Raw genomic sequence first — 24,375 nt, 5'->3', positions numbered from 1 at the left:
CCGAAGGCGACGCGCCGCGAAGATCGGCCCAATCAGCGTCTTAAGACTGTAAGCGCTCGCCCCACAAATCGTGCTCGCTGCAATCGACGATCTTCACCGAATAGAACTCGCCCGCGCGCATGTCCGCGGCATCCTCGACGAACACCAGACCATCGATCTCCGGCGCATCCGCGTAGCTGCGACAAATCGCCGTGCCTTCGTCGTCGATCTCGTCCACCAATACCTGCATCGTCTGACCGACGCGGCGCTCCAGGCGACGCGCGCTGATCTCTTCCTGCACCGCCATGAAGCGCTCTTTGCGGGCTTCCTTCACCTCTTCCGGCACCGGATTCGGCAAATCGTTGGCGGTGGCCCCTTCCACCGGCGAATAGGTGAAACAGCCTACGCGGTCCAGCTCCGCCTCGCGGATGAAGGTCAACAGCTCTTCGAAGTCCTCCTCGGTCTCGCCGGGGAAGCCGACGATGAAGGTGGAGCGAATCACCAACTCCGGGCAGATCTCGCGCCACTTCTTGATACGCGCCAGCACATTGTCGCTATTGGCCGGACGCTTCATCAGCTTCAGCACCTTCTGGCTGGCGTGCTGGAACGGGATGTCCAGATAGGGCAGGATCTTGCCGTCGCGCATCAGCGGAATCACCTCATCCACGTGCGGATAAGGATAGACGTAGTGCAAACGCACCCAGATTCCGTGGCGGCCCAGTTCCTCGCACAGCTCGGTCATTCGGGTCTTCACCGGGCGGCCATTGTGGAAGCCCAGCTTATACTTGGTGTCCACCCCGTAAGCCGACGTATCTTGCGAGATCACCAGGATTTCCTTGACCCCGGCCTTGGCCAGGTTCTCCGCTTCGCGCAGCACATCGTGAATCGGCCGGCTTTCCAGATCCCCGCGCATGGACGGAATGATGCAGAAGGTGCAACGGTGATTGCAGCCTTCGGAAATCTTCAGATACGCGTAATGCTTGGGCGTCAGCCGCACGCCGATGTCCGGCACCAGGTCGACGAAGGGATCATGCGGCTTGGGCAGATGGGCATGCACCGCGCTCATCACCTCGTCGGTGGCGTGCGGGCCGGTCACGGCCAAGACCGACGGATGCGCGTCCCGCACCACATCGCCCTTGGCCCCCAGACAGCCGGTGACGATGACCTTGCCGTTCTCGTTCAAGGCTTCGCCGATCGCGTCCAGGGACTCCGCCACGGCGGAATCAATAAAACCACAGGTGTTGACCACCACCAGGTCGGCGCCGGCGTAACTGCCGGATATATCGTAGCCTTCGGCGCGAAGGCGGGTCAGGATCTGCTCGGAGTCGCTAGAGGCTTTGGGGCAGCCCAGCGACACGAAGCCGATACTTGGAATCTTGTCTGCCATGATGATGGCCTTGCTGAAGAAAAACGCGAGAGTATACAACGATTTGACAGGCGATGCGCAGCGTTGCGAGGGACTCGGAGCGCGGGGGCTTGTCGATTCGTTTTCACCGGCCCCGCGCCGGGCAGGATAGGGATGCAGGCAAGCAACGATCCCCTTTCAGACCTCGCTTGAGAGTTAAAGTCCGGCGCCTCCACCACCGCCTCGTCAAGCGTGCGGGCTCAGTCCAAACGTTCGGCGCAGTAAAAGGCGCCGGGCACCGGGCACCCCGCTTCCTCCCGCAACATCATGTCTTGCCGTTCCAACAGCCGCAGCCGGCACGCCGTCAGTTGCGCCTCCACCCGGTCCGGATCATGCAGATAGCGCCCGCAGGGCTGCAGCAGGTGGCCTTCGGGCAAGGCCCTCAGCGCGCGCTCAATGCTGAACAGCAACAGGCCGCCCGGCTTGAGCGCGCGCGCCATCCAGTTTAAGGCCGGTCCCAGATCGCCAAAATAGCTGAGGGTATCCAGGCAGCAGATCAGATCGCTAGCCGGAGGCAGCTCCGCCAGGAATTCAATGATGTCGCCTTGAGTCAAGGCGTCGTACACGCTCTTGGCTGCGGCGCGCCCCAGCATCTCTCCGCTGATATCCACCCCCTGCAAACGACGCGCGTACGGCCGCAGCGCAACGCCGGCCAGCCCGGTGCCGCAGCCCAGATCCAGGACCTCCAGAGCGGCCGTTGGCGGCCCCAACCGCTTCAGGCATTGCGCCAGCCACTGCGGCCCCTGGTAGCGCAAGCTGGCCAGAGTCGCGTCAAACGCCTCGGCGTTGGCGTCGAAAGTCCGCCGGATGAACTCGGGACTACATTGCGGCGGCGGCTCCGCGCCGCCGCAGGCGGCAAGCAGGTGCAAGGCCACCGGATCATCCGGCGCCTGCGCCAGCCAGCCGCGCAGCAGCGCCAAGGCTTCTTCGCGCCGGTCCAACTCGCAGTAGGCCTCGATGCGCGCAATCGGCCCATGCTCGGCGGGCCGCGCCACGATGCCCAACGCGTTGTGCCGCCGCGCCTCGGCATGGCGTTCCTGGCGCAAATACAATCCAGCCAGCAGAAAGTGCGCGTCGGCGCAAGCTCCGTCCACGGCCAGCGCCTGCCGGCAAGCCTGTTCCGCGGCGGCTAAATCATCACCCTGCTCGCAGGCGGCGGCCAGGTTGGTCCAATACATAGGCTGTCCGCCGTCCAGCTCCGCAGCCGCGGCGAAAGCCCGCCGCGCGTCGCCCAAGCGCCCCTGTCGCGCCTGCGCCATGCCCAAACTGAAATGCCAGTCCGCATGGCCTGTTTCCGAGCAAATCGCCTCGCTCAACAAAGATTCAGCCTCCCCTGGACGCTGAGTCTGCAGCAATAGGAAAGCCAGGAAGGATTTGGCGGCGGCGCAAGCCGGCCAATCGCGCAAGCAGGAGCGGTAGAGCCGTTCTGCCTCCGCCCAGTCCCCCTCTAAATGACTGCGCTGCGCCTCCCGCAAGCAGGCGTTCAAGTCCTCGGCGGACATGTCGCGGCGCCTTGCCGGCGCAGCCGGTTTGAATCATCTAATGAAAACAGGGGAAAACGAAACGCGGCGAACGCCGCTCGAGAGAAATAGACGCCGTCAACGGCGCCCGGCATCCAGCATGCGGGGGTAAGCATGGCAAGCCCTCCAAGGGAGCGGCGGATGGAAACGGACAGGCGGCCATTCCAGCCGGCCGCCTCTACTCAATCTTTGCTGCGCTTAGCGAAGCTTCGGAAAACTCATCCGCTTTCCGAAGCCGCTTTTAACGCCACATCGCCAAAGCGCGGCAGATCGTAAACAGGTTTTTAGGACGGGTCTTTGTCGTCCTCGCCGCCCTGCTTGTATGCCGGGAAGGCGAAGCCGCCGAACAGTTGCTTGGTCTGTTCCTGCATCCGGTTCTGCATGTCCAGGAACATGCTGGTGCTCTGTTCCATGTAGTTGGCCATCATGTTCTGCACCGCCGGCCCCTGAAATTTCATGAACTCCCCCCACAGATTAGCGTTCAACATGGTGTTGTCGCCGTAAATCGCGCGGGTTTGTTCCTGCATTTTCTGCTGCAGCTGGGCGAACAGTTGCAGATTGTTCTCCAGGAAAGGCCCCATCATGCCTTGCATGGCCTGGCCGTAAGAGCGGATGAACTGGGTCAGCACCTCGTAGCTGAACATCGGCATGCCACCGTTCTCCTCCTCCAGGATGATCTGCAACAGCACACTGCGGGTGATGTCCTCTTGGCTCTTGGCGTCGACGACTTGAATATCCACATTATCAAGCACCAATTGCTTCACATCCCCCAAGGTGATGTAGGAACTGGTGGCGGTATCGTACAGCCGGCGGTTCGGGTACTTTTTGATGACCCGCTTTTCAACACTCATGTAACGCTCCCGGTTTATTTTGTTACGGTGTGCCGTGTGCCGGCAATTTATCATAAATACAACACGCTAGAGTAAATCTTCAGTCAATGCTCCCAATTTTGCTGCATTGCATGATACATTTAGACGTCATTGTGCAGTGCAAAATTTTTGATTCAGACTATCTCCTTAGAAGGCCTCACCCCACAGCGGAGGAATACATTATGTCCATCAGCAATGAGCAACTGAACAAGCTGTCCCTCAACGGTCTGGAAACCATTTTCCGCTTTTCGCAAATCACTCTGGATAGCGCCGAGCGCCTGGTCAAGCTGAACCTGGAAATCTCCAAGCAGTCGCTGGAAGAAAACGTCAAAATCGCCAAGCAACTGAGCGGCGTGACCGACCCGCAAGAAGCGGTCAGCCATCTGAACAAGCTGGCCACCCAGAACATCGACACCGCTCTGGCCAACTCCCGCAATCTGTACGACATCGTTTCCTCCGCTCAAAGCGAACTGACCAAGCTGGCTGAAGAAAACCTGGGCAGCTTCAACAAGTCGCTGATCGGCGCGATCGAGTCCGCGGCCAAGAATGCTCCGGCCGGCTCCGACGCCGCGCTGAACGCGGTGAAGAGCTCGGTGGCCGCCGCCGCCGCCGCGGTCAACACCTTCAGCAAAGCCGCCCAGCAAGTGGTGGAATTCACCGACAGCAGCGTCAAGGCCGCCACCAGCGCCACCGCCGATGCCGTGAAGACCGCCAGCAAGCGCGCGCCCACCGCCTAAGCGCAGTTTTAAGGCTAAAGCACAACCCCGTCCAGCCGACGGGGTTTTTCTTTGCCTTGCGCCGGAGGATGGCATGTGAGCGACGACAGGTTTACAATCGCAGCCTTAAGCACGTTTCAGGAAACCAATAGGTTCAGCGCATGAAAATCAGCAGCAACTTTGACGCCGGCAGCATCGAGATCGTCTCCGCCGACAACTACGAAGACATCCAACTGCGCATCCGCCGCGACAATGCGGCCGAATTTGCCCAGTGGTTTTACTTCCGCGTGCAAGGCGCCGCTTATCAGCACTGCACCTTCAACTTTCTGAACGCCGGCCAAAGCGCGTATCCGGATGGCTGGATCGACTACCAGGCGGTGGCCTCCTACGACCGCATCAACTGGTTCCGCGTGCCCACCCACTACGAAAACGGGGTGATGACGATAGATCATGTGCCGTTGTCCGGCAGCATCTATTACGCCTATTTCGAACCCTATTCCTACGATCAGCATCTGAACCTGATAGGCCAGGCACAAGGCTCCGGCCTGTGTCAGGTCAGCGACCTGGGCTTTACCGTGCAGCAGCGCGACATCAATCTGCTGACCATAGGCCACGAGGTGGAATCGGATCTGAAAATCTGGATCATCGCCCGCCAGCACCCCGGCGAAACCATGGCGGAATGGTTTATCGAGGGCCTGCTCAATCGCCTGCTGGACCCGCAAGACCCCACCAGCCGCGCGCTGCTGGACCGCGCCACCTTCTACGTGGTGCCGAACATGAATCCGGACGGCTCGGTGCTGGGCAACCTGCGCACCAACGCCGCGGGCGCCAACCTCAATCGTGAATGGGCCAACCCCAGCGCGGAAACCAGCCCGGAAGTGCTGGCGGTGCGCAACAAGATGCAGGAAACCGGCGTGGACCTGTTCCTGGACATCCACGGCGATGAGAACATCCCCTATGTGTTCCTGGCCGGCACCGAGGGCGTGCCGTCGTGGAACGAGCGACTGGAAACCCTGGCCGACCAGTTCCGCCACCACTTGCTGCTGGCCAGCCCGGACTACCAGACCGAGCACGGCTACCCGCGCAACGCGCCGGGCAAGGCCAATATGACCATCGCCACCAACTGGGTATGCGAAAACTTCGGCTGTCTCGCCTTCACGCTGGAAATGCCGTTCAAGGACAACGCCAATCTGCCGGACGACGACTTCGGCTGGAGCGGACAGCGCAGCCTGCGCCTGGGCGAGGCGGCCCTGTCCCCCATCTATGCGATAGCGCAAAACCTGCGCGCCTGAGAGCCATCGGGCCGCAAACAAAAAAGCCACGGGACACCGTGGCTTTTTTCATTCCCGCCGCCGCTCAAACATGGTCGAGCAATTGCAGCGGATAATCAATGGCGAGGTCGGCGCCCCACTCCGCCGGCCGGTCGCTGTCGGCAATGTAACCCCAATTGGCCAACACCGTTTTCATGCCCACGCTGCGGCCGGCGGCGATGTCGCGCTCGGCGTCGCCCACGTACAGGCAATGCTCGGGCGCGATGCCGATCTGATCGGCCGCATAACGCATCGGCCGCGGGTCCGGCTTGGGCACGCCCACGGTGTCGCCGCTGACCGTCACCGCCGGCGCCGTGATAAAACGCAACGACGGCACCAAGCGGTCGGTGAAGCGCATCGGCTTATTGGTGATGATGCCCCACGTCAGCCCCTTGTCCATCAAACCCTGGATCAGGCCATTGACGCCGTCGAACAATACAGTCTCGTCGGCGAAGCTGTGCTCGTAATGATCCAAGAAGCGCAAACGATACTCCTCGAAACGAGGATGTTCGCGGTCTATGCCGAAACCCAGGCTGACCAGCCCGCGCGCGCCATGGCTGGCGATGGGCCGCACCGCCGCGTAAGGCTGCGGCGGCAGGCCCTCCTCGGCCAACAAGCGGTTGAGCGCGGCGCCCAGATCACGCGCGGTGTCGGCCAGGGTGCCATCCAGATCGAATAGAACTGCCTTGATCATGATTCGCTTCAATGAAGGAGCGCGACGTCAGGCTGCCTGACCATAAGCAGCCCGCCGGCCCGGTTCAACGTATGGTCTTGCCCAGAAACAGCTTGTAAGCCGGATTCTGGGTTTCCTCGACATAGGGATAGCCCAGATTATCGAGGAAGCGCTGGAACTCGGCATCGTCGCTGGCCGGCACCTGAACGCCCACCAATACGCGGCCGTAATCCGCGCCGTGATTGCGATAATGGAACAAGCTGATGTTCCAGTCCACGCTCATCGCTTCCAGGAAACGCATCAGCGCGCCGGGACGGTCCGGAAACTCGAAGCGCAGCACCCGCTCGTCCTTCAACTGCGGCGCATGGCCGCCCACCAAATGACGAATATGCAGCTTGGCCAGCTCATTATCAGTCAGGTCAATGCTCTCCAGCTCGTGAGCGTTCAGGCTGGCGAGTATGCCCTCCAGGTCCTGCTTGCCGCTGATTTGCACGCCGACGAAGACATGAGCGGTGCCTGGATCGGCAAAGCGATAATTGAACTCGGTGATGTTGCGGCCCCCGATCACGGTACAGAAGCGCTTGAAGCTGCCCGGTTTTTCCGGAATGGTCACCGCGATGATGGCCTCGCGCCGCTCGCCCAGCTCGGAACGCTCCGACACATGGCGCAGGCGATCGAAATTCATATTCGCGCCACAGGAGATCGCCACCAGAGTCTGGTCCACGCAGCCTTCGCGCTCCACGTAAGCCTTGGCGCCGGCCACCGCCAAGGCGCCCGCCGGCTCCACGATGGAGCGAGTATCTTCGAAGATGTCCTTGATCGCCGCGCAGATGGCGTCGGTGTCCACCAGGATGATCTCGTCCAGCAATTCGCGACAGATGCGGAAGGTCTCCTCGCCCACCAGCTTCACCGCCACCCCGTCGGCGAACAAGCCCACGTCCTTCAACTCCACCCGCTCGCCCTTGGCGATGGATTGACGCATTGCGTCGGAATCCACCGGCTGCACGCCAATCACCTTGATGTCCGGCTTCAGCCGTTTGATGAAGCTGGCGATGCCGGCAGCCAAACCGCCGCCGCCGATGGCGACGAAGATCGCGTTCAAGCCGTCCGGATGTTGACGCAAAATCTCCATGCCTATGGTGCCCTGGCCGGCGATCACGTCCGGATCGTCGAACGGAGGAATATACGTCATGCCGTTTTGAGCGGCTAATTCGGATGCGTGCAGAAAGGCCTCGTTGAAAGAGTCCCCATGCAACACCACCAGGCCGCCGTATTGCTTGACCGCGTCGATTTTGATCTGCGGGGTGGTCACCGGCATCACGATGGTGGCTTCGCAACCCAGCCTGCTGGCGGACAGCGCCACGCCCTGCGCATGGTTGCCGGCGCTGGCGGTGATCACGCCGCGCGCGCGCTGCTCCGCGCTGAGCTTGGCCATCTTGTTGTAGGCGCCGCGCAGCTTGAAGGAGAACACCGGCTGCAGATCCTCGCGCTTGAGCAGAATCGTGTTGCGATAGCGGCGCGACAGATTGGGCGCCAGCTCCAGCGGCGTTTCGATGGCGACGTCGTAAACCCGCGACGTCAGGATGCGTTCCAGATAGTCTTGCTTCTCTTGCATGGCAAAGCCTTTGTCCCGATCATTATTTTCCTTGAACTGCCAGAGTAGCAGGAACTCCAACTGAACGGGAAGCCTTGATAATATTGGATTGTTGCATTGCGGCATCGCAACGGCCCCAGCCGTCCCGCCCACAGAAAATCGCCACTTCGCGGCAACCGGACGGCAATCCGCGTGTATAATCAACGGCTACTATTTGGACTTCAACCCCCAGCGTTGCCCATAGGAACAATGAAAACATTCACCAGCATTCTCACGGCAGCGGCGATCGCGCTGCCGTCCGTCTCTTTCGCTTCCGCCGCCTTCCTGCCGCCCGCGCCCGAGATCGCCGGCAAGGCCTATTACCTGACCGACTTCAACAGCGGACAAGTGCTGGCGGAGCGCGACCCGGACACCCGCGTGGAGCCGGCCTCGCTGACCAAACTGATGACCGCCTACCTCACCTTCAAGGCCTTGAAGGAAAAGCGGCTGACCCTGGAGCAAACGCTGACGGTGTCGCAAAAGGGCTGGAAGACCGAAGGCTCGCGCATGTTCCTGGACCCCAAGGTCCCGGCCAAAGTCGATGACCTGATCAAGGGCATGATCGTGCAATCCGGCAACGACGCCTGCGTGACGCTGGCCGAAGCCATTGCCGGCAGCGAAGAAGTGTTCGCACAAGTGATGACCCAGCAGGCACAGAAGCTGGGCATGAAGAACACCCAGTTCCGCAACGCCACCGGCCTGCCGAATCCGGAGCACTACACTACCGTGCACGATCTGGGCATTCTGGCCGGCGCGCTGATCCGCGACTTTCCGGAGTTCTACCCGATCTACTCGATCAAGTCCTTCACCTATAACAACATCAAGCAGCCCAACCGCAACCTGCTGCTCTACCGCGACCCCAACGTCGACGGCATGAAAACAGGCTACACCGACAGCGCCGGCTACAACATGATCACCACCAGCCATCGCGACGGCCGTCGCGTGATTTCGGTGGTGGTGGGCACCGCCAGCCCGGAGGCGCGCGCGGTGGAAAGCTCCAAGCTGCTCAACTACGGCTTGCAGTTTTACGATACGCCCAAACTGTATAGCGGCGCCAAACCGGTGTCCGAGCTGCCCATCTACAAGGGCGCGGCCAAAACCGTTTCCGTCGGCTTCGCCAACGATGTCTTCGCCACCGTGGCCAAGGGCCAGGCCGCCAAGCTCAAGGCAGACCTGACCACGATGCAGCCGCTGATCGCCCCGGTCAAAGCCGGCCAGGTGGTGGGCAAGCTGGTGGTTTCCCTGGACGGCAAGCCGCTGTTCGAACGCCCGGTGGTGGCCTTGAAAGCAGTGGAAGAAGGCGGCTTCTTCAGCCGGCTGTGGGACAGCATCAAGCTGATGCTGGGCTGGAAATAAACGGCGTCCGCCGTTGATCGCGGCGCCGGGCATCGCCCGGACGCCGCTGCTGTATTATGATGTGACGTTTTAGCAATAAAGACGACCGTAAAATGTATTGGCGCGGATGGCCCGGTTTGCAGTACAACTGGCTGCTGCGCCTTTGCCCGTTTCGGGCGCGGCGTCTTTAGAACCTGTTTACGATCTGCTGCGCTTCGGCGACACAGCGTTGAAAACGCCTTCGAGATGCTCATGTACCGTGTGTACACTCCGCTTTCTCAGCTGTTTTCGCCTTGTCTCGCTCTTGACTGCGAAATCGTAAACACGTTGTTAGCGGATTTGATTGAATATGTCTGAAAAACAGGAACTCATGGAATTCCCCTGTCGCTTCCCCATCAAGGTGATGGGCGAGCGCCACGAGAATTTCGTCCTCACCATCACCGAGGTTGTGCGCGTCAACGCGCCAGACCTGGCCGACCACGACGTCACGCTGCGCGAAAGCTCCAATGGCCGCTTCTACGCGCTGACCGTCACCGTCACCGCTACTTCGCGTCAACAGCTGGACAACATCTATCTGTCGCTGACCGGCCATCCGATGGTGAAAATGGTGCTCTAAGCGCCTGGAGATTGCCGTGTCGCGCATCGTCAAACATCTGGGCCGGGTGGATTACGAACCAACCTGGCGCGCCATGCAGGCGTTCACCGACGCCCGCAACGCAGACACCCCCGACGAACTGTGGGTGGTGGAACACCCGCCCGTCTACACCCAGGGCCTGGCCGGCAAGCCGGAACACCTGCTGCACGCCACCGCCATCCCGGTAGTGAAAACAGACCGCGGCGGCCAGATCACCTATCACGGCCCCGGCCAGTTGGTGGTTTACCTGCTGGTGGACTTCAAGCGCATGGGCATAGGCGTGCGCGAGCTGGTGCGCCGCATCGAACAGGCGGTGATAGACACGCTGGCGGAGCTGGGCATTCACGGCAACGGCGATGTGGACGCGCCCGGCGTTTACGTGGCCGGCGCCAAGATCGCCTCGCTGGGCCTGCGCATCAAGAACCACGCGGTCTACCATGGCCTCAGCTTCAATGTGGACATGGACCTGGAGCCTTTCGATTCCATCAACCCTTGCGGTTACGCCAACCTCAAGGTGACCGACCTGAAACAACTGGGAGTGGAGCTGAGCCTTGCCGCCGCCGCCGATACGCTGCTGCCGCATCTGGAGCGCCTCCTGAACAGCACCAAGGAACTGACATGAAGCCGGAAAACCAGGCTGGGGTCAAACACAAGGGCGCGGCCAAAACCGCCCGCATCCCCATCAAGATCGTCCCGCTGGACGAAAAGCTGAAAAAACCGGAATGGATCCGCGCCAAGCTGCCCAACGGCCAGCGCTTCCACGAAATCAAACAGATTCTGCGCGAACAAAAGCTGCACACCGTCTGTGAGGAAGCCACCTGCCCGAACATTGGCGAATGTTTCAGCAAAGGCACCGCCACCTTCATGATCATGGGCGACATTTGCACCCGTCGCTGCCCGTTCTGCGACGTGGGCCACGGCCGTCCCAACCCGCTGGACCCGGACGAACCACGCCACCTGGCTGAGAGCGTGGCCGCGATGAAGCTGAAATACGTGGTGGTCACCTCGGTGGACCGCGACGATTTGCGCGACGGCGGCGCCCAGCATTTCGCCGACTGCATCAACTCGGTGCGCGAAATGTCCCCCAACACCCAGATCGAGACCCTGGTGCCGGACTTCCGCGGCCGCCTGGACGTGGCCGTCGACATCCTGAGCCAAACGCCGCCGGACGTGATGAACCACAACCTGGAAACCGTGCCCCGGCTGTACAAGCAGGCGCGCCCTGGCTCGGATTACGCTCACTCGCTGCAATTGCTGAAGGACTACAAGGCCAAGAACCCCAATGTCCGCACCAAATCCGGCCTGATGGTGGGCCTGGGCGAGACCGACGAGGAAATCCTGGAAGTGATGCGCGACCTGCGCGCCCACAATGTGGACATGCTGACCATAGGCCAGTACCTGCAGCCATCCGACGGCCACCTGCCGGTACTGCGCTACGTGCATCCGGACGTGTTCAAGATGTTCGAGAAAAAAGCCTATGAAATGGGCTTCGTCCACGCCGCGGTAGGCGCGATGGTGCGTTCCAGCTACCACGCGGATGTGCAGGCACACGAAGCCGGCGTGTAAGTGACATTTTAATGGCAGCCCAATAACGCGGGCTGGCATTGAGCTCCAAACTTAAAAAAGCCTGATCACATTCATGATCAGGCTTTTTTTATGGCGTTTTCTACGCGCATCCGGCAAGGATAGACGCCCAGATGCCTCGGCCCCGTACGATGGCCTTCAACGCGCATGGCGCCCCACTAAAGCGGGAACATTCTCAAAGCCGCCAGCCGCAAGAACCTGGCTCAACGATCCGCCAGGGAACCGGCACTTACAGCTGGCTGTGCCACATATTCATAGCCCTGCTTGCGCCCCAGCACATTACGCGCCCGCGCCAGGTCCATATCCCGCTCCCAGCGCGCCACCACCACCGTGGCCACGCAATTGCCGATCAAATTGGTCAAGGCCCGAGCAATGCCCATGAACCAGTCCACGGACAACACCAGTACCAGCCCGATCACCGGAATGGCCGGTATCGCCGACAACGTCGCCGCCAGAATCACCAAGGCCGAGCCAGGAACGCCATGCGCGCCCTTGGAGGTCACCAACGACACCGCCAAAATGGTCAATAAATCGTAATTGGACAGCGGCGTATTGGTGGCATGAGCGATAAACACTGCCGCCAGTGTCAGATAAATGGAAAAACCATCAAGATTGAACGAATACCCCGTCGGAATCACCAGGCCCACAGTGGCGTTGCCAATGCCCAGATGCTCAAGCTTGCGCATAACCTGTGGCAACACCGCATCCGATGAGGCCGTCCCCATCACGATAGACAGCTCGTCTTTCAGGTAGCGCAAAAACGCGATGATGTTAAGGCCGGCCAACTGCAAAATCGTCCCCAAAACCACCAGCACAAACAAAGCGCAAGTGAGATAAAACATTAGCACCAGACCGCCTAGCTGCTGCAAGGACGACACCCCGTAACTGGCGGTGGTAAAGGCAATGGAGCCGAACACCCCCAGCGGCGCCAGCTGCACCACCAGGCCGATCAGCTTGAAAAACACATGGCCCGCCTCATGCACCAGCCGAATCACTCCACCAGCGGAATCGCGCACTAGATTCAAGGCGCAACCAAACAATAAGGCAAACACCAACACCTGCAAGATATCGCCCGAGGCCAGCGCGCCAAACACCGTGCCGGGAATCAAGTTCATGAAAAACGACCAGGCGCTGCCATGCTGCAAAGCTTGGGCCCTGTCAGCATAAGCAGCCATAGCCTGGGTATCCAAGGAGCCGACATCCACATTCATCCCTAAACCGATACTGCTATGCAGAGCCAACAGCAGGCCCAAAGCCAGCGCCAGAGTCGTGACCAGCTCAAAATAGACAATGGCCTTCAACCCCACCCGGCCCACTTTTTTCAAGTCACCCGCGCCGGTAATCCCGCTCACCACCACACAGAATACAATCGGCGCAATCAGCATCTTGATCAGCTTGATAAAACCATCTCCCAACGGTTTCAACTGTAGAGCCTGTTCCGGCCACAACAAGCCGGCGCAGATGCCGAGGACAAGTCCGATCATGACTCGTACAAACAACGACTTCTTAGTCAAACGCAGCATAGCTTCCCTTTCTCCTAATGAGGAGGCATGGCGAGAAGCCGCCCAGACAAGTCATCCAGGCCAAAACGGTTGACGCGGCGGCCTTCCGGAAACGGCTTCCAACACCCAACTGGCTTAGGTACCACCCTCCCCTTGTTGTGACCAGACGACAGACGTGCCACGAACCGGAATCCCCAAGCGTTCGCAAGCATGAATGATGTGCTGTTGCATGGCGGCGCTGGCCGCCGCGCTGTCATGCGCCTTGATGGCCCGCAAAATGGCCTCTTTCTCAATCAGCGCCGCCTGCAACTCCTGCGGCCGCGCCAGCATGATGGCGCGTGCGTGACCGATGGCCTCGCTGGCCTGCTCCATGGACTGTTTGAACACCGGATTGCGGCTAAACCCCACCAACTGCCGGTGGAACAGGATGTCCGCCTCCACCGCCGCGGCCATTTCGCCGGCCTCCAACGCCTCACGCATATCCAACAGCGTCAGCCGCAACTGCATCAGTTCTTCGGAAGCGATCGACTGCGCAACCAAGCCCACCACGAATGGCTCCAGCGCCAGGCGAAGTTGGAACACATCCTCCGGGCGCACAGTCGGCGGCGCGAACGGCTCCCCCTGCGGATCGGCGCTGACCACAAACACACCCTTACCCGGATGGGAACGGACAAAACCCAAGGCCTCAAGCACAGAAATCGCCTCACGCAGCGGCGGGCGGCTGATGCCAAACTGCTCGGCCAGATCCCGCTGCGACGGCAGCATCTCTCCAGGCAGCCAAATACCGCGCTTAATTGCATCAAGGATGTTGCGAGCGGCAACATCACCCAGTTTTGAAGAAGTGAACATGACGGGCAGGCGATCAAGAAGATGATTAGTCATAAACGGCACGCTACACTGGTCCAACTGGTATTACCAGTAAGACCAATCCTTTGCCAAAGACCAAGCGGCGCCGCCGTCATCCAGAATCGCCTGCGGTCAAGCCAGTTGCGGCATAGCCGCCGGTGACATTTCTGCAACACGCCGGACGGCAGAACTTACCACTGATGCCATCGGGCCGCAGGCCGTCGGCTTGCCTGTGGGGCTTGTCTGCGGAATGTCCCAGCGGTACATGAGCCTTTTGAGCTAGTTTTTAACGCCGTATCGCCGCAGCGCAGCAGAACGTGAACAGGTTCTTAGACGTGTTCACCCATGTCGCCCCCCTGGCAGGCCTAACAAGAACGACGAAAGCAGCTGAGCCAAAGGGGGCTTAGCGACTCCCTTTTGCATTGCCGTATCTTTGGTACAGGCTCGGGGCAACGGCTAATCGCCTATACCGCGACATGCGCCCGCCATGGCGTACGCGCACCGTTACATCCCTCAAACTGCGCGGTCGCGACAGCGCCCGCTTGCCGATGGAGCCGCGCCATGTCCGTCCGCCCCGCTCATCGTCTGCTGCCCTTGCTGCCGCTGCTGCTGGCCGCCTGCGCCAACGCTCCGGACAAGCCATTCGCCGATTTCGACGACGCAGCCCGCAGCGTCACGCAAAGCTCCGCCGGCACCCTGGCGCGAATCCAGCAGAGCACGCGCCTCAACGCGGTGCTCACTGCGCCCAACGCCCCTTTGCGCGCGGACACCTTCCATCCGCAAACCGGCAACGGCGCCAGCTACGATCTCGGCCCCGCCCTGGGACAGTTGCAGGCTACGCTGGACGCGCTGGAAAAATACACCCGGACCTTGCGCAGCCTGGCTGGCGACCGGGAGGCAGACACTAGGGTCGACGCAGCCGCCCAAGACTTGTCCGACAGCATTCAGGACCTCAAACTGCGCGGCGGCGACGCAACCGCCGCCAAGATTCTGGCCACCACGGCAGACGCGCTCGGTCGCCAGCTCACTACGGCCCAACGCAAGAACGCACTGCGGAACACCATGTCCACCGCCCAGCCCGGACTGGAACTGCTGGCCGCCGGCAGCCACCGAACCTTGGGCACACTGCCCAGCTACCTAGGCGTGCTCAGGGACAGCCTGCTGCGCCACGCCAATTTCAACCGGCCGCCCTACGGCAGCTGGGAACGCTACCAATTCGATCTCGCCATCGCCGACCGGCTGCGAGAATTCGAACAGATCGAGGCCGCTCTGCAAGCCAGTGACAAAGCGATTCAAGGCTTTCCCGACACCAACCGCCAATTGCTGCAGAGCCTGGACTCGCCCCAACCCAAACTGCAAGCGCTGCGCGACTTCGCCGCCGAAGCCAGGCGGCTACGCAATTTTTATCGCGATCTGCCCGCCAAATAAAGGAGGCAGCACATGGACAGCCACCGAGTCACCGAACTTGCCAGCGGCCTGGCATCCCGCATCAACAACCTGGCAGTCGCCAGCCAGGGCGCGGATAGCCGAACCTTGCTGGCGCAGCAAGATGAATTGGCCAACCAGACCCTGGCGTTGATCGCGCGGGACTTGAACGCCGATGCAGAAGACTTCCAACGCGCTATCGTCGCGCTGCAGGCGGCGACGGATGCCGCAGACCACGCCGGACAGCAACTGCAACGCGTGGGCGACACCATCAAACTCACTGCAAAGGCCATAAGCGCGGTGGCCAAACTGCTGGCCTGATAAGCCCGCGGCTACTTCCGTGCCGGATACGGCCGCGCGCGGCCGTCCGCCAGGCTCAGAACCAGCATCAGGCCAGCACTGGTCAGCAAGCTGAAATAAATCGGCGTATTGGCGTCCAAGCCATCCCTCAGCATGAAGAACACCGCCACGCCCAAGCCGCCCAGCATCGCGCTTACCGCGCCGGTGGTCGTGGCCCGCGGCCAGCAAATCGCCGCCAGCAGCGGCACCAGCATGCTGCCCACCAGCAGGTTGTAGGCCAGAGTCAGCGCCTGGATCACGTCATTCACCAGCATCGCCAGCGCCAACACCAAGACGCCAGCCAGCAAGGTGGCCGCCCGGTTGCGCCACAAACCGGCCCTCTCCCCCGGCAGCAAATCCTCGGTCAGAGTGGTCGACGCGGCCAGCAAGGCGGCGCTGGCGGTGGACATCATCGCCGCCAACGCCGCTGCGATCACCAGGCCGCGCACGCCGTCCGGCAACACGCCTTTGACAACAGCGGCGAAGGCGTTGTTCGGGTTCTCCAATTCTGGCAACAACACCCGCGCCGCCATGCCGATCAGCGCGCAAACAAGCCCATACAACAGGCAATACAAGCCGGCGGCGCTGCCGGCATAAGACGCCACCTTGCCGTCGCGCGCGGTAAACACCCGCTGCCACACGTCCTGGCCGATGATGATGCCGAAAAAATAGATCAGAAAATACGTCAGCACCGTTCCCCAGCCCAGGCCCGCGAAACTGAACGCGGACGCCGGCAGCCGGACGGCCAATTGTTCCCAGCCTCCCACCCGCCACAGACAGATTGGCAGCAGCACCAGCATCAGGCCAACCGTTTTGATGACGAATTGCACGATGTCGGTCAGCGTCAGCGACCACATGCCGCCGATGGTGGAGTAAGCCACTACCACTCCGCCGCCGATGACGACGGCCAGCCAGAACGGCAATTCGAACAGCACCTGCATCACCGTGCCTATCGCCAGCACCGAGGTCACGCAGATCATCAGGGCATAGGACAGCATCACCAGCGCGCTGGCTTTGCGCGCCAGCGGATGATAGCGGCGCTCCAACACTTGGGTGACCGTGAACATGCGCAAGCGCAACAACGGCTTGGCCAGAAACAGATTGAGCACCACAATGCCGCTGCCCAGCGCCGCACACAACCAGAAGCCGGAAATACCGTACACATAGCCCAGCCGGACCGTGCCCACGGTGGACGCGCCGCCTAGCACTGTGGCCGCCATGGTGCCCATATACATTAGCGGCCCCAGATTGCGCCCAGCCACCAAATACTGCTCCCGGTCGCTGGCCCGGCGCATGCCCAGCCACCCCAGCCACAACATGGCGCCGATATAGGCGGCCACCATCAATAGATCCAGGCTCATCTCGTTCTCCTCTTGTTCTCGGGTCCGCGGCGCATTCTCCGGCGCTCGCGTGCATGGAATCCGCGCGGCTTAGCGCGCCGGCGCGGGCAAGACGCACAGCATTTCGAACAACAGATTGGCGCCCAGCAAGGCGGTGTTGCCGCTGGCGTCATACGGCGGCGACACCTCGACCAGATCGCCGCCCACCAGGTCCAGGCCCCGGCAGCCGCGCACAATCTCCAGCGCCTGCATCGAACTCAGGCCGCCCACTTCCGGCGTGCCGGTGCCGGGCGCGAACGCCGGGTCGATGCCGTCGATATCGAAGCTCAGATACACCGGCGCCTCGCCCATTTGCGCGCGCACTTCGGCCATCAGCGGCGCCAGCGAGCGATGCCAGCACTGCTCCGCCGTCACCACCCTAAAACCGCGTTGGCGCGACCAATCGAAATCCGCCGCCCCATAGCCGCTGCCGCGCAGGCCGATCTGGACCACCCGCCCCTCAGCCAGCAGCCCCTCCTCCCAGGCGCGGCGGAAGGTGGTGCCGTGCGCGATCTTCTCGCCGAACATCTCGTCGTTGACGTCGGCGTGGGCATCCACGTGCACCAATCCCAGCGGACCATGCTTGCGCGCCAACGCGCGCAGCGCCGGCAAGGTGACGGTGTGGTCGCCGCCCATGCCCAGCAAACGCACCGGGTGCCGCAATGCCAGATCGTAAGCGGCCTCGATTCGCGCCACGCTATCCGCCAGGTTATAAGGATTGGTGGCGACATCGCCTAGGTCCGCCACTTGCAACCGTTCGAACGGCGCTGCGCCGCTGCCCAGGTTGTAGGGACGCAGCAGCGCCGACTGACTGCGGATTTCACGCGGACCAAAACGAGTGCCGCTGCGGTTGGAGGTGCCGATATCCAGCGGCAGGCCGATGAAGGCGGCGTCCAGACCGGCGGCGCTGTCGCGCAGAGGCAGGCGCATCATGCTGGCGACGCCGCCGAAACGCGGCATCGCATTGCCGCTCTGCGGCTGATTGAACAAAGTGGCGGACATAGCGTCTCCTGCATCCTTAGTTGATCGGGTCGGAGCAGTCTATGCGGCGGCGGGCGCGGCTAACATCACCAAACGCCACGGTTTACATGGATGAAAATGAATGTATTAATCAGTCTATTCCCACCCTTAGAGCCTGTTCAAAGCCTCGCGAGCAAGATCGAGACAAGGCGAAAACGAGCGAAAAAGCGGAATGTACAAGAGGCGCATGAGCATTTCGAAACCGTACTCACCGTGCGGCGTCTCTCGAAGCGCAACAGATCGTCATCAGGTTCATAGCGCCAAGCGGCGCGGAGGCCCATGATCAATACCTTGAGCAGCATGGATTTACGGCTGATCCGCGTGTTTCAGGCCGTGGTCGAGGCCGGCGGCGTTTCCGCCGCGCAGGGCACGCTGAACATCAGCCAGTCCACCATCAGCAATCAGTTGGCGGCATTGGAAACCCGGCTAGGCTATCGGCTGTGCGAACGCGGCCGCGGCGGCTTCGCGCTGACCGCCAAGGGCGAGCGCCTGCTGGCCGCCAGCCGGCACCTGCTGGAGTCGATTGAAGTGTTCTGCCAGGAAGCCCGCCAGTTGGACAGACAACTAGTCGGGCAGCTGCGCATCGGCGTGATCGGCCATACCGCGCTGGGTCCCAACGCGCGGCTGTCGGCAGCGATCCGACGCTTTCGCGCACGGCCACAATCAGTGGAATTGATTCTGTCCATGCTGCCGCCGGGCGGTCTGGAGGAGGCCTTGCTATCGGGCGGCATTCATTTGGGTATCGGCTATTGCTGGCATCGCGCGCCACAGCTGGATTACCAGCCGCTGTTCGTCGAGCAGCAGCAGGCTTACTGCGGCCGAGACCATCCGCTGTTCCCGCAAGCCGGAGCGCTGAGTCCGGCCGATCTGGCCGCGCACGACTGGGCCTGGCGCAGCTACCCCTTGCCGGACACCGGGCTGCCGGTGGCGGATTGGCGCATCAGCGCCCGCGCCGACAATATGGAGGCGATCGCCGCGCTGATCCTGTCCGGCCGGCACCTGGGCTTCTTGCCGGAACACTATGCCGCTCCGCTAGTGACGCAGGACCTGCTGCGTGCGCTGGACCCAACACGCTGGTGCTATCGGGCCGAATTCCAGCTGGTCACCCGCAAGCGTGGCCATCCTAATCCGACTCTGCAGGCTTTCGTCGCCGACCTGATTGCCGCGCACGCCTAGCCATATCGCGCGCCGGACATGAAAAATGCCGCCCCTGTTGCCAGGGGCGGCATTTCAAACTGTTCGCAGCTTTACGTCTAGCCCGTAACGCTTAGAACTTGTGTACGACGTTCAGACCGAAGGCCTTGATCTTGTCGGTGGACTGACCATTGCTCTTCAGGTAAGCGCTGTCAGCCTTGATTTCGCCGTACTGAGCGCCAATAACGGTGCGCTTGGACAGGCTGTAGTCAACACCCAGCAGGTACTGTTTGTAGCCGCTGTCGTCTTGCTTCACGCCGTCAATCTTCATGTCGCGAGCTTGAGCATAGGTGAACTTGGGCATGAAGGCGCCGATCTGGTAGCCGGCGGTCAGCGCGTATTCTTGCGATTCAAACTTGCTGCCCAGCGCGCCTTGGTTTGCGGCCTCAGCGACAACGCCGCCTTTGCTCAAAAAGTCTTGCGGGGTCACGGTAGCGTCACCCTTGTCATTGCGATAGCCCAACGCCACGAAGATGTTGTTGGCGTTGTAGCCAGCTTCGATGCGGTGTTTGTTGTTTGCCTTGCTGCTAGCGTTCAGGCCGGCAACGATCGGGCTTTCGTGGATGAACTGGTACTTGCCGAAGAAGCCGCTGTTCTCGTAGGACAGGCCCAGGTTGTAGGTTTCGCGATCGTTGTTCTGAACAGCGTTAGCGGTGCTATCAAAACCGCGCTTGTCTTCCTTGGTGCCGTACAGGAAGGCAGCCTTGAAGCCGGCGAATTCCGGGGTGTCGAAACGCACGGCGTTCTTAACATAGCCGTCGTCGCGGGTGAAGGCGTTCAGTTGCAGCGCGTTGCTGCTGCTTTCCCACGGGTTAACCTGAGCCATGTCGGACTCGCCGAAGGTGGACAGGTGGCCCAGACGGAAAGTACCGAAGTTGGAGGACAGGCCCACGAAGGATTCGCGGCTGGCGAAAGTGCCGCTGCTATCGCCGGTGCGGCTCTGGCCGTCGATGCCGAAGCCGGTTTCAACTTGCCAGATGGCCTTCAGGCCGTTGCCCAGATCTTCATTGCCTTTGAAACCGATACGCGAACCCAGGTCGTCGATATTGGTTTGCTTGGTGCCTTTGCTGCTGTCGACGTATTCAACGCCGCCTTTGATGGTACCGAACACGGTTACGTCGGCGAAAGCGGCTGCCGGCAGAGTGGCAACCATCAGAGCGATCAGACTTTTTTTCATGATGTGGCTATCCTTCTTGTTTACTTAGGAAGTGAGCGAATACTAGTTGCTGTGTTTCACATTTGCAACTAGCCATGCAAACTTGTGGTCATTAAACAACAGTAGTGTCAAAAAAACAACATCAGACTTCAGGAAATCAGACTGAACCGCTCTGGCGAAGTTTCACTCTAAACTTGTTAAAATTCATTAACCACAAGCATTTGAGCAAAAAAATGCCCGCGCGTGGCGGGCAGAAGATTGGATAGACTTGACTCGAACTCAAAGAATCGAAAAAGAATCTGCATCAGTGAATTCTGACACTGATTGTAATCAATCACTTTGTAAATGTCCATTTACAATACGGCTTTAATGTAAATAGAGTGTGAACACATCGTAAATTTTGAGAATTCGGCGGATACAAAGACACCGGACGGCCATGCGGCCTCTGCATGGCCCCGGCAAGGAAACAAGAAAAAAGCCGCGCTAGCGCGGCTGGCGGCAAGATCAACGCCGTCAATGCCCGGCCGGCAAAGTCAGTTGCACGCACAGGCCGCCTTGCGGCCGGTTGTTAAGCTTGAGATCGCCTCCGTGGTCGCGCGCAATCGCCCGCGCGATCGCCAGACCCAGGCCGCTGCCCCCTGTATGACGCGCCCGGGAGTCCTCCAGACGCACATAGGGTTCCATGACCCGCTCCAGATCGGCCTCGGCAATGCCCGGCCCCTGATCCTGGATGCGCACCTCCACCCAGTCTTCCCGCTGCCGAAGGCTGACCTCGATCGCCGTGCCGCCATAGCGGCGAGCGTTCTCCAGAAGATTGCCCAGGCAGCGGCGCAAGGCGCCGACCTTTCCTGCCACCGGCGCCACCGGCTCGCTGTGCAACTGGATGTCGGCGCCAAAAGCCTCCATATCCTCCACCACGCTTTCCAACAAGGCGTTGAGATTGAGATTCACCACCCCCTCGCTGCCGCAGCCGCCGCGCAGATAGGTCAGCGAATCATTGATCAGTTGGTCCATTTCCAGCAGGTCGCGCTCGATCGCCTGTTTTTCCGACGATTCGGCCAAGCCTTCCAGACGCAAGCGGATGCGCGTGATGGGCAAGCGCAGGTCATGCGATACGCCGGCCAGCATCTGATTGCGGGTTTTCAGCAAGCGCTGCAACTCGGTCTGCATCCGGTTGAAGGTTCTAGCGGCTTCAGCCACCTCTTCGGAACCGGTTTCCGGCAAGGGCGCCTGGTTAAGATTGCTGGCCAGGCCACGAGCCGCCCTCGCGAACAGATCCAGCGGCCGAATCAACTGCCGCACGGCCCAGGCGCCCAAGATCGCGGCCGTCAAGGCCACCAACAACAGCCAAGCCAGGATGCGGATGGGTTGATCGGCCAGAGAAATCGGCCGAGAGGCGTTGAAAGTCAGCACCGTTCCGTCGCTCAGCCGGGCTTGCACTGTTGCAAGGTGGGTCTTGAACTCGGCCAGCGGGCCCAGCGCGGTCAACTCCTCGCTCACAATGGAGCCGCCGACGCCGGCGTCCCGCGTGGGCGTGAAATTCTTCAACCCCAGGCCCCCAACCTTCTCGATCAAGGCCGCGCGCCCCCCTGCCGACGAATCCTGCTGCTTGGACAGCACCTGCAGCGGGTAAGGCTTGATCAGGTCGCGCTTGATCAATTGCTGAAACGAACGGCCATGCAAGCTCAACGGATTTTCCGGCCGCTCCCAGAACCGGTCCATGCGCACCAGCAGCGTGGGCTGGTTCAAGGCTGAAATCACTTGTTCCCGGTATTTGCTTGGGCACTCGTCCAATAGATTGACGATGTCGGCGATGTGTTGCGCGGTGTACTGCACGCGCAAGGAATTGCTCAAGCGGTCGCGGTCGCTGAGGATGAAATAAATGCCCAAGGCGTTGGCCAGCAGCAAGCCTCCCACCAGCGTCAGCAAAATCTGGCCATACAATGTGCGCGGCAACCACCTCATCGCAAGGCTTCCACCTCGCAGGCCAGCATATAGCCGCCGCTGCGTATGGTCTTGAGCAGCATGGGCTCGCGCGCGTCCTCGCCCAGCCGGCGGCGCACCCGTCCTATCATCACATCGACGGTGCGGTCGAATGGTCCGGCCTCCTTGCCGTTCATCGCCTCCATCAATTGGTCGCGCGACATCACCGCGTTGGCGTTTTCCGCCAAGGCTTGCAACAGCTTGAATTCGCCGCCGGACAACGGGGTGACCACGCCGGCCTCGTCCAGCAGATGCTGGGCGTTCAGATCCAGCGTCCAGCCGGCGAAGCGCAACCGGCGCACGCTGGCCGTATTCGCAGGCTGATCCGATACTCGGCGCAGAATGCTCTTGATCCGCGCCAGCAACTCGCGTGGACTGAACGGCTTGGTCAGGTAATCGTCCGCGCCCATTTCCAGGCCGATAATGCGATCCAATTCGTCGCCGCGCGCGGTCAGCATCAGGATGGGCATGCAGGAACGTTCGCGCAAGTTGCGGCACAGGGTCAAACCATCCTCGCCCGGCAACATCAGGTCCAGGATCAACATATTGTAGTTCTGCGCGGCAATCGCCTGATGCATGGCCTGGCCGTCGCCGACGACGTCGACGGCAAAGCCCTGCTTGCCCAGGTAGTCGCGCAGCAGATCGCGCAGATCGGGGTCGTCATCCACCACCAGCAGTCTTGGCAAATCGACAGTCATAACAGCTTTTCTCCATTGCGGCTTTGTTATTAGGATACCGCGCCCGCCCGCCGGGCTGAGGGAGAAATCGTGGGCAAATGAGAAAGGTTTACACAAGGTTTACAAAAAACCGGCCACGCGCATCGCGCGTGACCGGCTTCTCTTTCGCCCTCGGGGCCATGCTCCGGCGCTGACGATGCGCCTACCTCAATCGTTGGGGTTCTGGTCTCGCGTCTTGTGCAGCGAATACAGCACGCCCGCCAGCAGCAAGCCCAGTGTCGCAGCCAGGGACCAAGCGGTGGGGATCTTGAACGTTACCCAACCCGCGTCGTTGAAGAACACCAGGCCCACCTTGACGCCTATCAACACCAACACCAGCGACAAAGCGTACTTCAGGTAATGGAACCGATGCACCATCGCAGCCAACGCGAAGTACAGCGCGCGCAGGCCCAGAATCGCGAAGATGTTGGAGGTGTACACCAGGAACGGGTCTTGGGTAATCGCAAAGATGGCCGGGATGCTGTCCACCGCGAACACCAGATCCGCGCTCTCCACCATGATCAAAGCCAACAGCAGCGGCGTCGCCCACCAGCCACGCGCCAAGCCATGCTTCTCACCGCGCACCAGGAACTGTTTGCCGTGCAAGTCCGGCGTCAGCCGCAAATGGCCGCGCAGCCACTGGTACATGCGGTTTTCCTGGATGGGCGCGTGCTCGTCGTCGGAAAACAGCATCTTGACCCCGGTGGCGATCAGGAACAGGCCGAACAAGACCAGCACCCACTGGAACTGCGCCACCAGCGCCGCGCCCAGGCCTATCATCAAGGCCCTCATCACAATCACGCCGAGAATCCCCCAGAACAGCACCCGGTGCTGATACAGCCGCGGCACCGCCAGGCTGGAGAAGATCAGCGACATCACGAAGACGTTGTCCATGGACAGCGACTTCTCCACCACATAACCGGTCAGATACTGCATGCCGGCGTCCGCGCCCTGATACCACCAGATCCAGCCGCCGAAGGCCAGACCGACGCCGATGTAGAAAGCCGACAGCATCAGGCTTTCCTTAACCCCGATCTCTTTTTCCTCCTTGTGCAGCACGCCCAGATCAAAAGCCAGCAGCGCCAGCACGATGGCCATGAACATCAGCCACACCCACAAGGGATAGCCGGCAAAACCAGCGCTCAACCATTCCATAA

The 24,375-nt window shown here is 61.0% G+C and carries 22 protein-coding genes; 9 read left to right on the top strand and 13 right to left on the bottom strand.

Going from position 1 to position 24,375, the window contains the following annotated elements; translation table 11 throughout:
• Positions 1-40 precede the first annotated feature (40 nt).
• The 3 genes from rimO to phaR form a co-directional block, all read right to left on the bottom strand.
• Positions 41-1,366 carry a 30S ribosomal protein S12 methylthiotransferase RimO gene (rimO, locus tag DXT74_RS10060; protein ID WP_194427864.1) on the bottom strand — a complete coding sequence of 442 codons (1,326 nt, stop codon included), beginning with the start codon at positions 1,364-1,366 and terminating at the stop codon, positions 41-43.
• A 218-nt stretch (positions 1,367-1,584) separates the two neighbouring features.
• Positions 1,585-2,886 carry a tetratricopeptide repeat protein gene (locus tag DXT74_RS10055; RefSeq protein ID WP_194427863.1) on the bottom strand — a complete coding sequence of 434 codons (1,302 nt, stop codon included), beginning with the start codon at positions 2,884-2,886 and terminating at the stop codon, positions 1,585-1,587.
• Between the two features lie 302 nt (positions 2,887-3,188).
• A complete protein-coding gene (phaR, locus tag DXT74_RS10050; protein ID WP_019101300.1) occupies positions 3,189-3,755 on the bottom strand; it encodes a polyhydroxyalkanoate synthesis repressor PhaR in 567 nt (188 codons plus the stop codon).
• A gap of 200 nt (positions 3,756-3,955) precedes the next feature.
• Here phaR and DXT74_RS10045 point away from each other — a divergent pair, with 200 nt between their 5' ends.
• Both DXT74_RS10045 and DXT74_RS10040 read left to right on the top strand, forming a co-directional pair.
• Positions 3,956-4,510: a phasin family protein gene (locus tag DXT74_RS10045; protein WP_019101299.1), complete on the top strand. Its 555-nt coding sequence runs from the start codon at positions 3,956-3,958 to the stop codon at positions 4,508-4,510.
• 140 nt (positions 4,511-4,650) lie between these two features.
• Positions 4,651-5,781: a M14-type cytosolic carboxypeptidase gene (locus tag DXT74_RS10040; RefSeq protein WP_019101298.1), complete on the top strand. Its 1,131-nt coding sequence runs from the start codon at positions 4,651-4,653 to the stop codon at positions 5,779-5,781.
• Positions 5,782-5,845: 64 nt separating this feature from the next.
• On the opposite strand, the gene DXT74_RS10035 is transcribed toward DXT74_RS10040, so the two are convergent.
• Together DXT74_RS10035 and ilvA are read right to left on the bottom strand one after the other, a co-directional pair.
• A complete protein-coding gene (locus DXT74_RS10035; RefSeq protein ID WP_194427862.1) occupies positions 5,846-6,493 on the bottom strand; it encodes an HAD family hydrolase in 648 nt (215 codons plus the stop codon).
• A gap of 64 nt (positions 6,494-6,557) precedes the next feature.
• Positions 6,558-8,087, bottom strand: a complete 1,530-nt coding sequence (ilvA, locus tag DXT74_RS10030; protein WP_043633563.1) for a threonine ammonia-lyase, biosynthetic — start codon at positions 8,085-8,087, stop codon at positions 6,558-6,560.
• Positions 8,088-8,315: 228 nt separating this feature from the next.
• On the opposite strand from ilvA, the gene DXT74_RS10025 reads away from it, so the two are divergent.
• The 4 genes from DXT74_RS10025 (at position 8,316) to lipA (ending at position 11,640) form a co-directional block, all read left to right on the top strand.
• Complete coding sequence (locus DXT74_RS10025; protein ID WP_194427861.1) at positions 8,316-9,461, top strand: D-alanyl-D-alanine carboxypeptidase family protein; 1,146 nt, start codon at positions 8,316-8,318, stop codon at positions 9,459-9,461.
• Positions 9,462-9,789: 328 nt separating this feature from the next.
• Positions 9,790-10,056: a YbeD family protein gene (locus tag DXT74_RS10020; protein WP_194427860.1), complete on the top strand. Its 267-nt coding sequence runs from the start codon at positions 9,790-9,792 to the stop codon at positions 10,054-10,056.
• A gap of 16 nt (positions 10,057-10,072) precedes the next feature.
• Entirely contained in the window at positions 10,073-10,696 is a 624-nt protein-coding gene (lipB, locus tag DXT74_RS10015) for a lipoyl(octanoyl) transferase LipB (protein WP_043633083.1), read from the top strand.
• Positions 10,693-11,640, top strand: coding sequence for a lipoyl synthase (gene lipA / locus DXT74_RS10010; protein ID WP_081556283.1), 948 nt, complete (start codon positions 10,693-10,695; stop codon positions 11,638-11,640). Before lipB ends, lipA begins: the two co-directional genes overlap by 4 nt.
• 221 nt (positions 11,641-11,861) lie before the next feature.
• On the opposite strand, the gene dctA is transcribed toward lipA, so the two are convergent.
• The gene (gene dctA / locus DXT74_RS10005; protein ID WP_043633077.1) at positions 11,862-13,181 is read right to left on the bottom strand and encodes a C4-dicarboxylate transporter DctA; all 1,320 of its coding nucleotides are present in this window, start codon (positions 13,179-13,181) and stop codon (positions 11,862-11,864) included.
• 114 nt (positions 13,182-13,295) lie between these two features.
• Complete coding sequence (locus DXT74_RS10000) at positions 13,296-14,066, bottom strand: FadR/GntR family transcriptional regulator (RefSeq protein ID WP_196783855.1); 771 nt, start codon at positions 14,064-14,066, stop codon at positions 13,296-13,298.
• A gap of 501 nt (positions 14,067-14,567) precedes the next feature.
• Between DXT74_RS10000 and DXT74_RS09995 the strand changes: the two genes are divergently transcribed.
• Together DXT74_RS09995 and DXT74_RS09990 are read left to right on the top strand one after the other, a co-directional pair.
• Positions 14,568-15,434 (top strand): hypothetical protein, encoded by an 867-nt coding sequence (locus DXT74_RS09995; RefSeq protein ID WP_194427859.1) that lies wholly within the window; start codon positions 14,568-14,570, stop codon positions 15,432-15,434.
• A gap of 12 nt (positions 15,435-15,446) precedes the next feature.
• Positions 15,447-15,752, top strand: a complete 306-nt coding sequence (locus tag DXT74_RS09990) for a hypothetical protein (RefSeq protein WP_043633057.1) — start codon at positions 15,447-15,449, stop codon at positions 15,750-15,752.
• A gap of 11 nt (positions 15,753-15,763) precedes the next feature.
• Here DXT74_RS09990 and DXT74_RS09985 read toward each other — a convergent pair whose 3' ends face one another.
• Together DXT74_RS09985 and speB are read right to left on the bottom strand one after the other, a co-directional pair.
• Positions 15,764-17,131, bottom strand: a complete 1,368-nt coding sequence (locus tag DXT74_RS09985; RefSeq protein ID WP_194427858.1) for a sodium:solute symporter — start codon at positions 17,129-17,131, stop codon at positions 15,764-15,766.
• Positions 17,132-17,200: 69 nt separating this feature from the next.
• Entirely contained in the window at positions 17,201-18,151 is a 951-nt protein-coding gene (speB, locus tag DXT74_RS09980; protein ID WP_043633050.1) for an agmatinase, read from the bottom strand.
• Between the two features lie 297 nt (positions 18,152-18,448).
• Between speB and DXT74_RS09975 the strand changes: the two genes are divergently transcribed.
• On the top strand, positions 18,449-19,345 hold the full coding sequence (locus DXT74_RS09975; protein ID WP_194427857.1) for a LysR family transcriptional regulator: 897 nt from the start codon (positions 18,449-18,451) through the stop codon (positions 19,343-19,345).
• 91 nt (positions 19,346-19,436) lie between these two features.
• Here DXT74_RS09975 and DXT74_RS09970 read toward each other — a convergent pair whose 3' ends face one another.
• From DXT74_RS09970 to DXT74_RS09955, 4 genes are all read right to left on the bottom strand, one after another.
• Entirely contained in the window at positions 19,437-20,540 is a 1,104-nt protein-coding gene (locus DXT74_RS09970; RefSeq protein ID WP_194427856.1) for a porin, read from the bottom strand.
• A 492-nt stretch (positions 20,541-21,032) separates the two neighbouring features.
• Positions 21,033-22,484, bottom strand: a complete 1,452-nt coding sequence (locus tag DXT74_RS09965) for an ATP-binding protein (RefSeq protein ID WP_194427855.1) — start codon at positions 22,482-22,484, stop codon at positions 21,033-21,035.
• A complete protein-coding gene (locus tag DXT74_RS09960; RefSeq protein WP_019101284.1) occupies positions 22,481-23,200 on the bottom strand; it encodes a response regulator in 720 nt (239 codons plus the stop codon). The genes DXT74_RS09965 and DXT74_RS09960 overlap by 4 nt, the downstream gene beginning before the upstream one ends.
• Positions 23,201-23,386: 186 nt before the next feature.
• Complete coding sequence (locus DXT74_RS09955) at positions 23,387-24,373, bottom strand: TerC family protein (RefSeq protein ID WP_019101283.1); 987 nt, start codon at positions 24,371-24,373, stop codon at positions 23,387-23,389.
• Positions 24,374-24,375 lie beyond the last annotated feature (2 nt).

It is taken from the genome of Chromobacterium sp. Rain0013, assembly GCF_015291765.1.
GTDB classification, from domain to species: domain Bacteria; phylum Pseudomonadota; class Gammaproteobacteria; order Burkholderiales; family Chromobacteriaceae; genus Chromobacterium; species Chromobacterium haemolyticum.
Note: the sequence above shows the minus strand (reverse complement) of the source record. Positions and strands in the feature narration are given on the sequence as shown.

Bases quoted from the DNA above. Each gene is read 5' to 3' on its own strand.
- rimO (WP_194427864.1), bottom strand. From the start codon at position 1,366: ATGGCAGACAAGATTCCAAGTATCGGCTTCGTGTCGCTGGGCTGCCCC.
- DXT74_RS10055 (WP_194427863.1), bottom strand. From the start codon at position 2,886: ATGTCCGCCGAGGACTTGAACGCCTGCTTGCGGGAGGCGCAGCGCAGT.
- phaR (WP_019101300.1), bottom strand. From the start codon at position 3,755: ATGAGTGTTGAAAAGCGGGTCATCAAAAAGTACCCGAACCGCCGGCTG.
- DXT74_RS10045 (WP_019101299.1), top strand. From the start codon at position 3,956: ATGTCCATCAGCAATGAGCAACTGAACAAGCTGTCCCTCAACGGTCTG.
- DXT74_RS10040 (WP_019101298.1), top strand. From the start codon at position 4,651: ATGAAAATCAGCAGCAACTTTGACGCCGGCAGCATCGAGATCGTCTCC.
- DXT74_RS10035 (WP_194427862.1), bottom strand. From the start codon at position 6,493: ATGATCAAGGCAGTTCTATTCGATCTGGATGGCACCCTGGCCGACACC.
- ilvA (WP_043633563.1), bottom strand. From the start codon at position 8,087: ATGCAAGAGAAGCAAGACTATCTGGAACGCATCCTGACGTCGCGGGTT.
- DXT74_RS10025 (WP_194427861.1), top strand. From the start codon at position 8,316: ATGAAAACATTCACCAGCATTCTCACGGCAGCGGCGATCGCGCTGCCG.
- DXT74_RS10020 (WP_194427860.1), top strand. From the start codon at position 9,790: ATGTCTGAAAAACAGGAACTCATGGAATTCCCCTGTCGCTTCCCCATC.
- lipA (WP_081556283.1), top strand. From the start codon at position 10,693: ATGAAGCCGGAAAACCAGGCTGGGGTCAAACACAAGGGCGCGGCCAAA.
- dctA (WP_043633077.1), bottom strand. From the start codon at position 13,181: ATGCTGCGTTTGACTAAGAAGTCGTTGTTTGTACGAGTCATGATCGGA.
- DXT74_RS09995 (WP_194427859.1), top strand. From the start codon at position 14,568: ATGTCCGTCCGCCCCGCTCATCGTCTGCTGCCCTTGCTGCCGCTGCTG.
- DXT74_RS09990 (WP_043633057.1), top strand. From the start codon at position 15,447: ATGGACAGCCACCGAGTCACCGAACTTGCCAGCGGCCTGGCATCCCGC.
- DXT74_RS09985 (WP_194427858.1), bottom strand. From the start codon at position 17,131: ATGAGCCTGGATCTATTGATGGTGGCCGCCTATATCGGCGCCATGTTG.
- speB (WP_043633050.1), bottom strand. From the start codon at position 18,151: ATGTCCGCCACTTTGTTCAATCAGCCGCAGAGCGGCAATGCGATGCCG.
- DXT74_RS09975 (WP_194427857.1), top strand. From the start codon at position 18,449: ATGATCAATACCTTGAGCAGCATGGATTTACGGCTGATCCGCGTGTTT.
- DXT74_RS09970 (WP_194427856.1), bottom strand. From the start codon at position 20,540: ATGAAAAAAAGTCTGATCGCTCTGATGGTTGCCACTCTGCCGGCAGCC.
- DXT74_RS09965 (WP_194427855.1), bottom strand. From the start codon at position 22,484: ATGAGGTGGTTGCCGCGCACATTGTATGGCCAGATTTTGCTGACGCTG.
- DXT74_RS09960 (WP_019101284.1), bottom strand. From the start codon at position 23,200: ATGACTGTCGATTTGCCAAGACTGCTGGTGGTGGATGACGACCCCGAT.
- DXT74_RS09955 (WP_019101283.1), bottom strand. From the start codon at position 24,373: ATGGAATGGTTGAGCGCTGGTTTTGCCGGCTATCCCTTGTGGGTGTGG.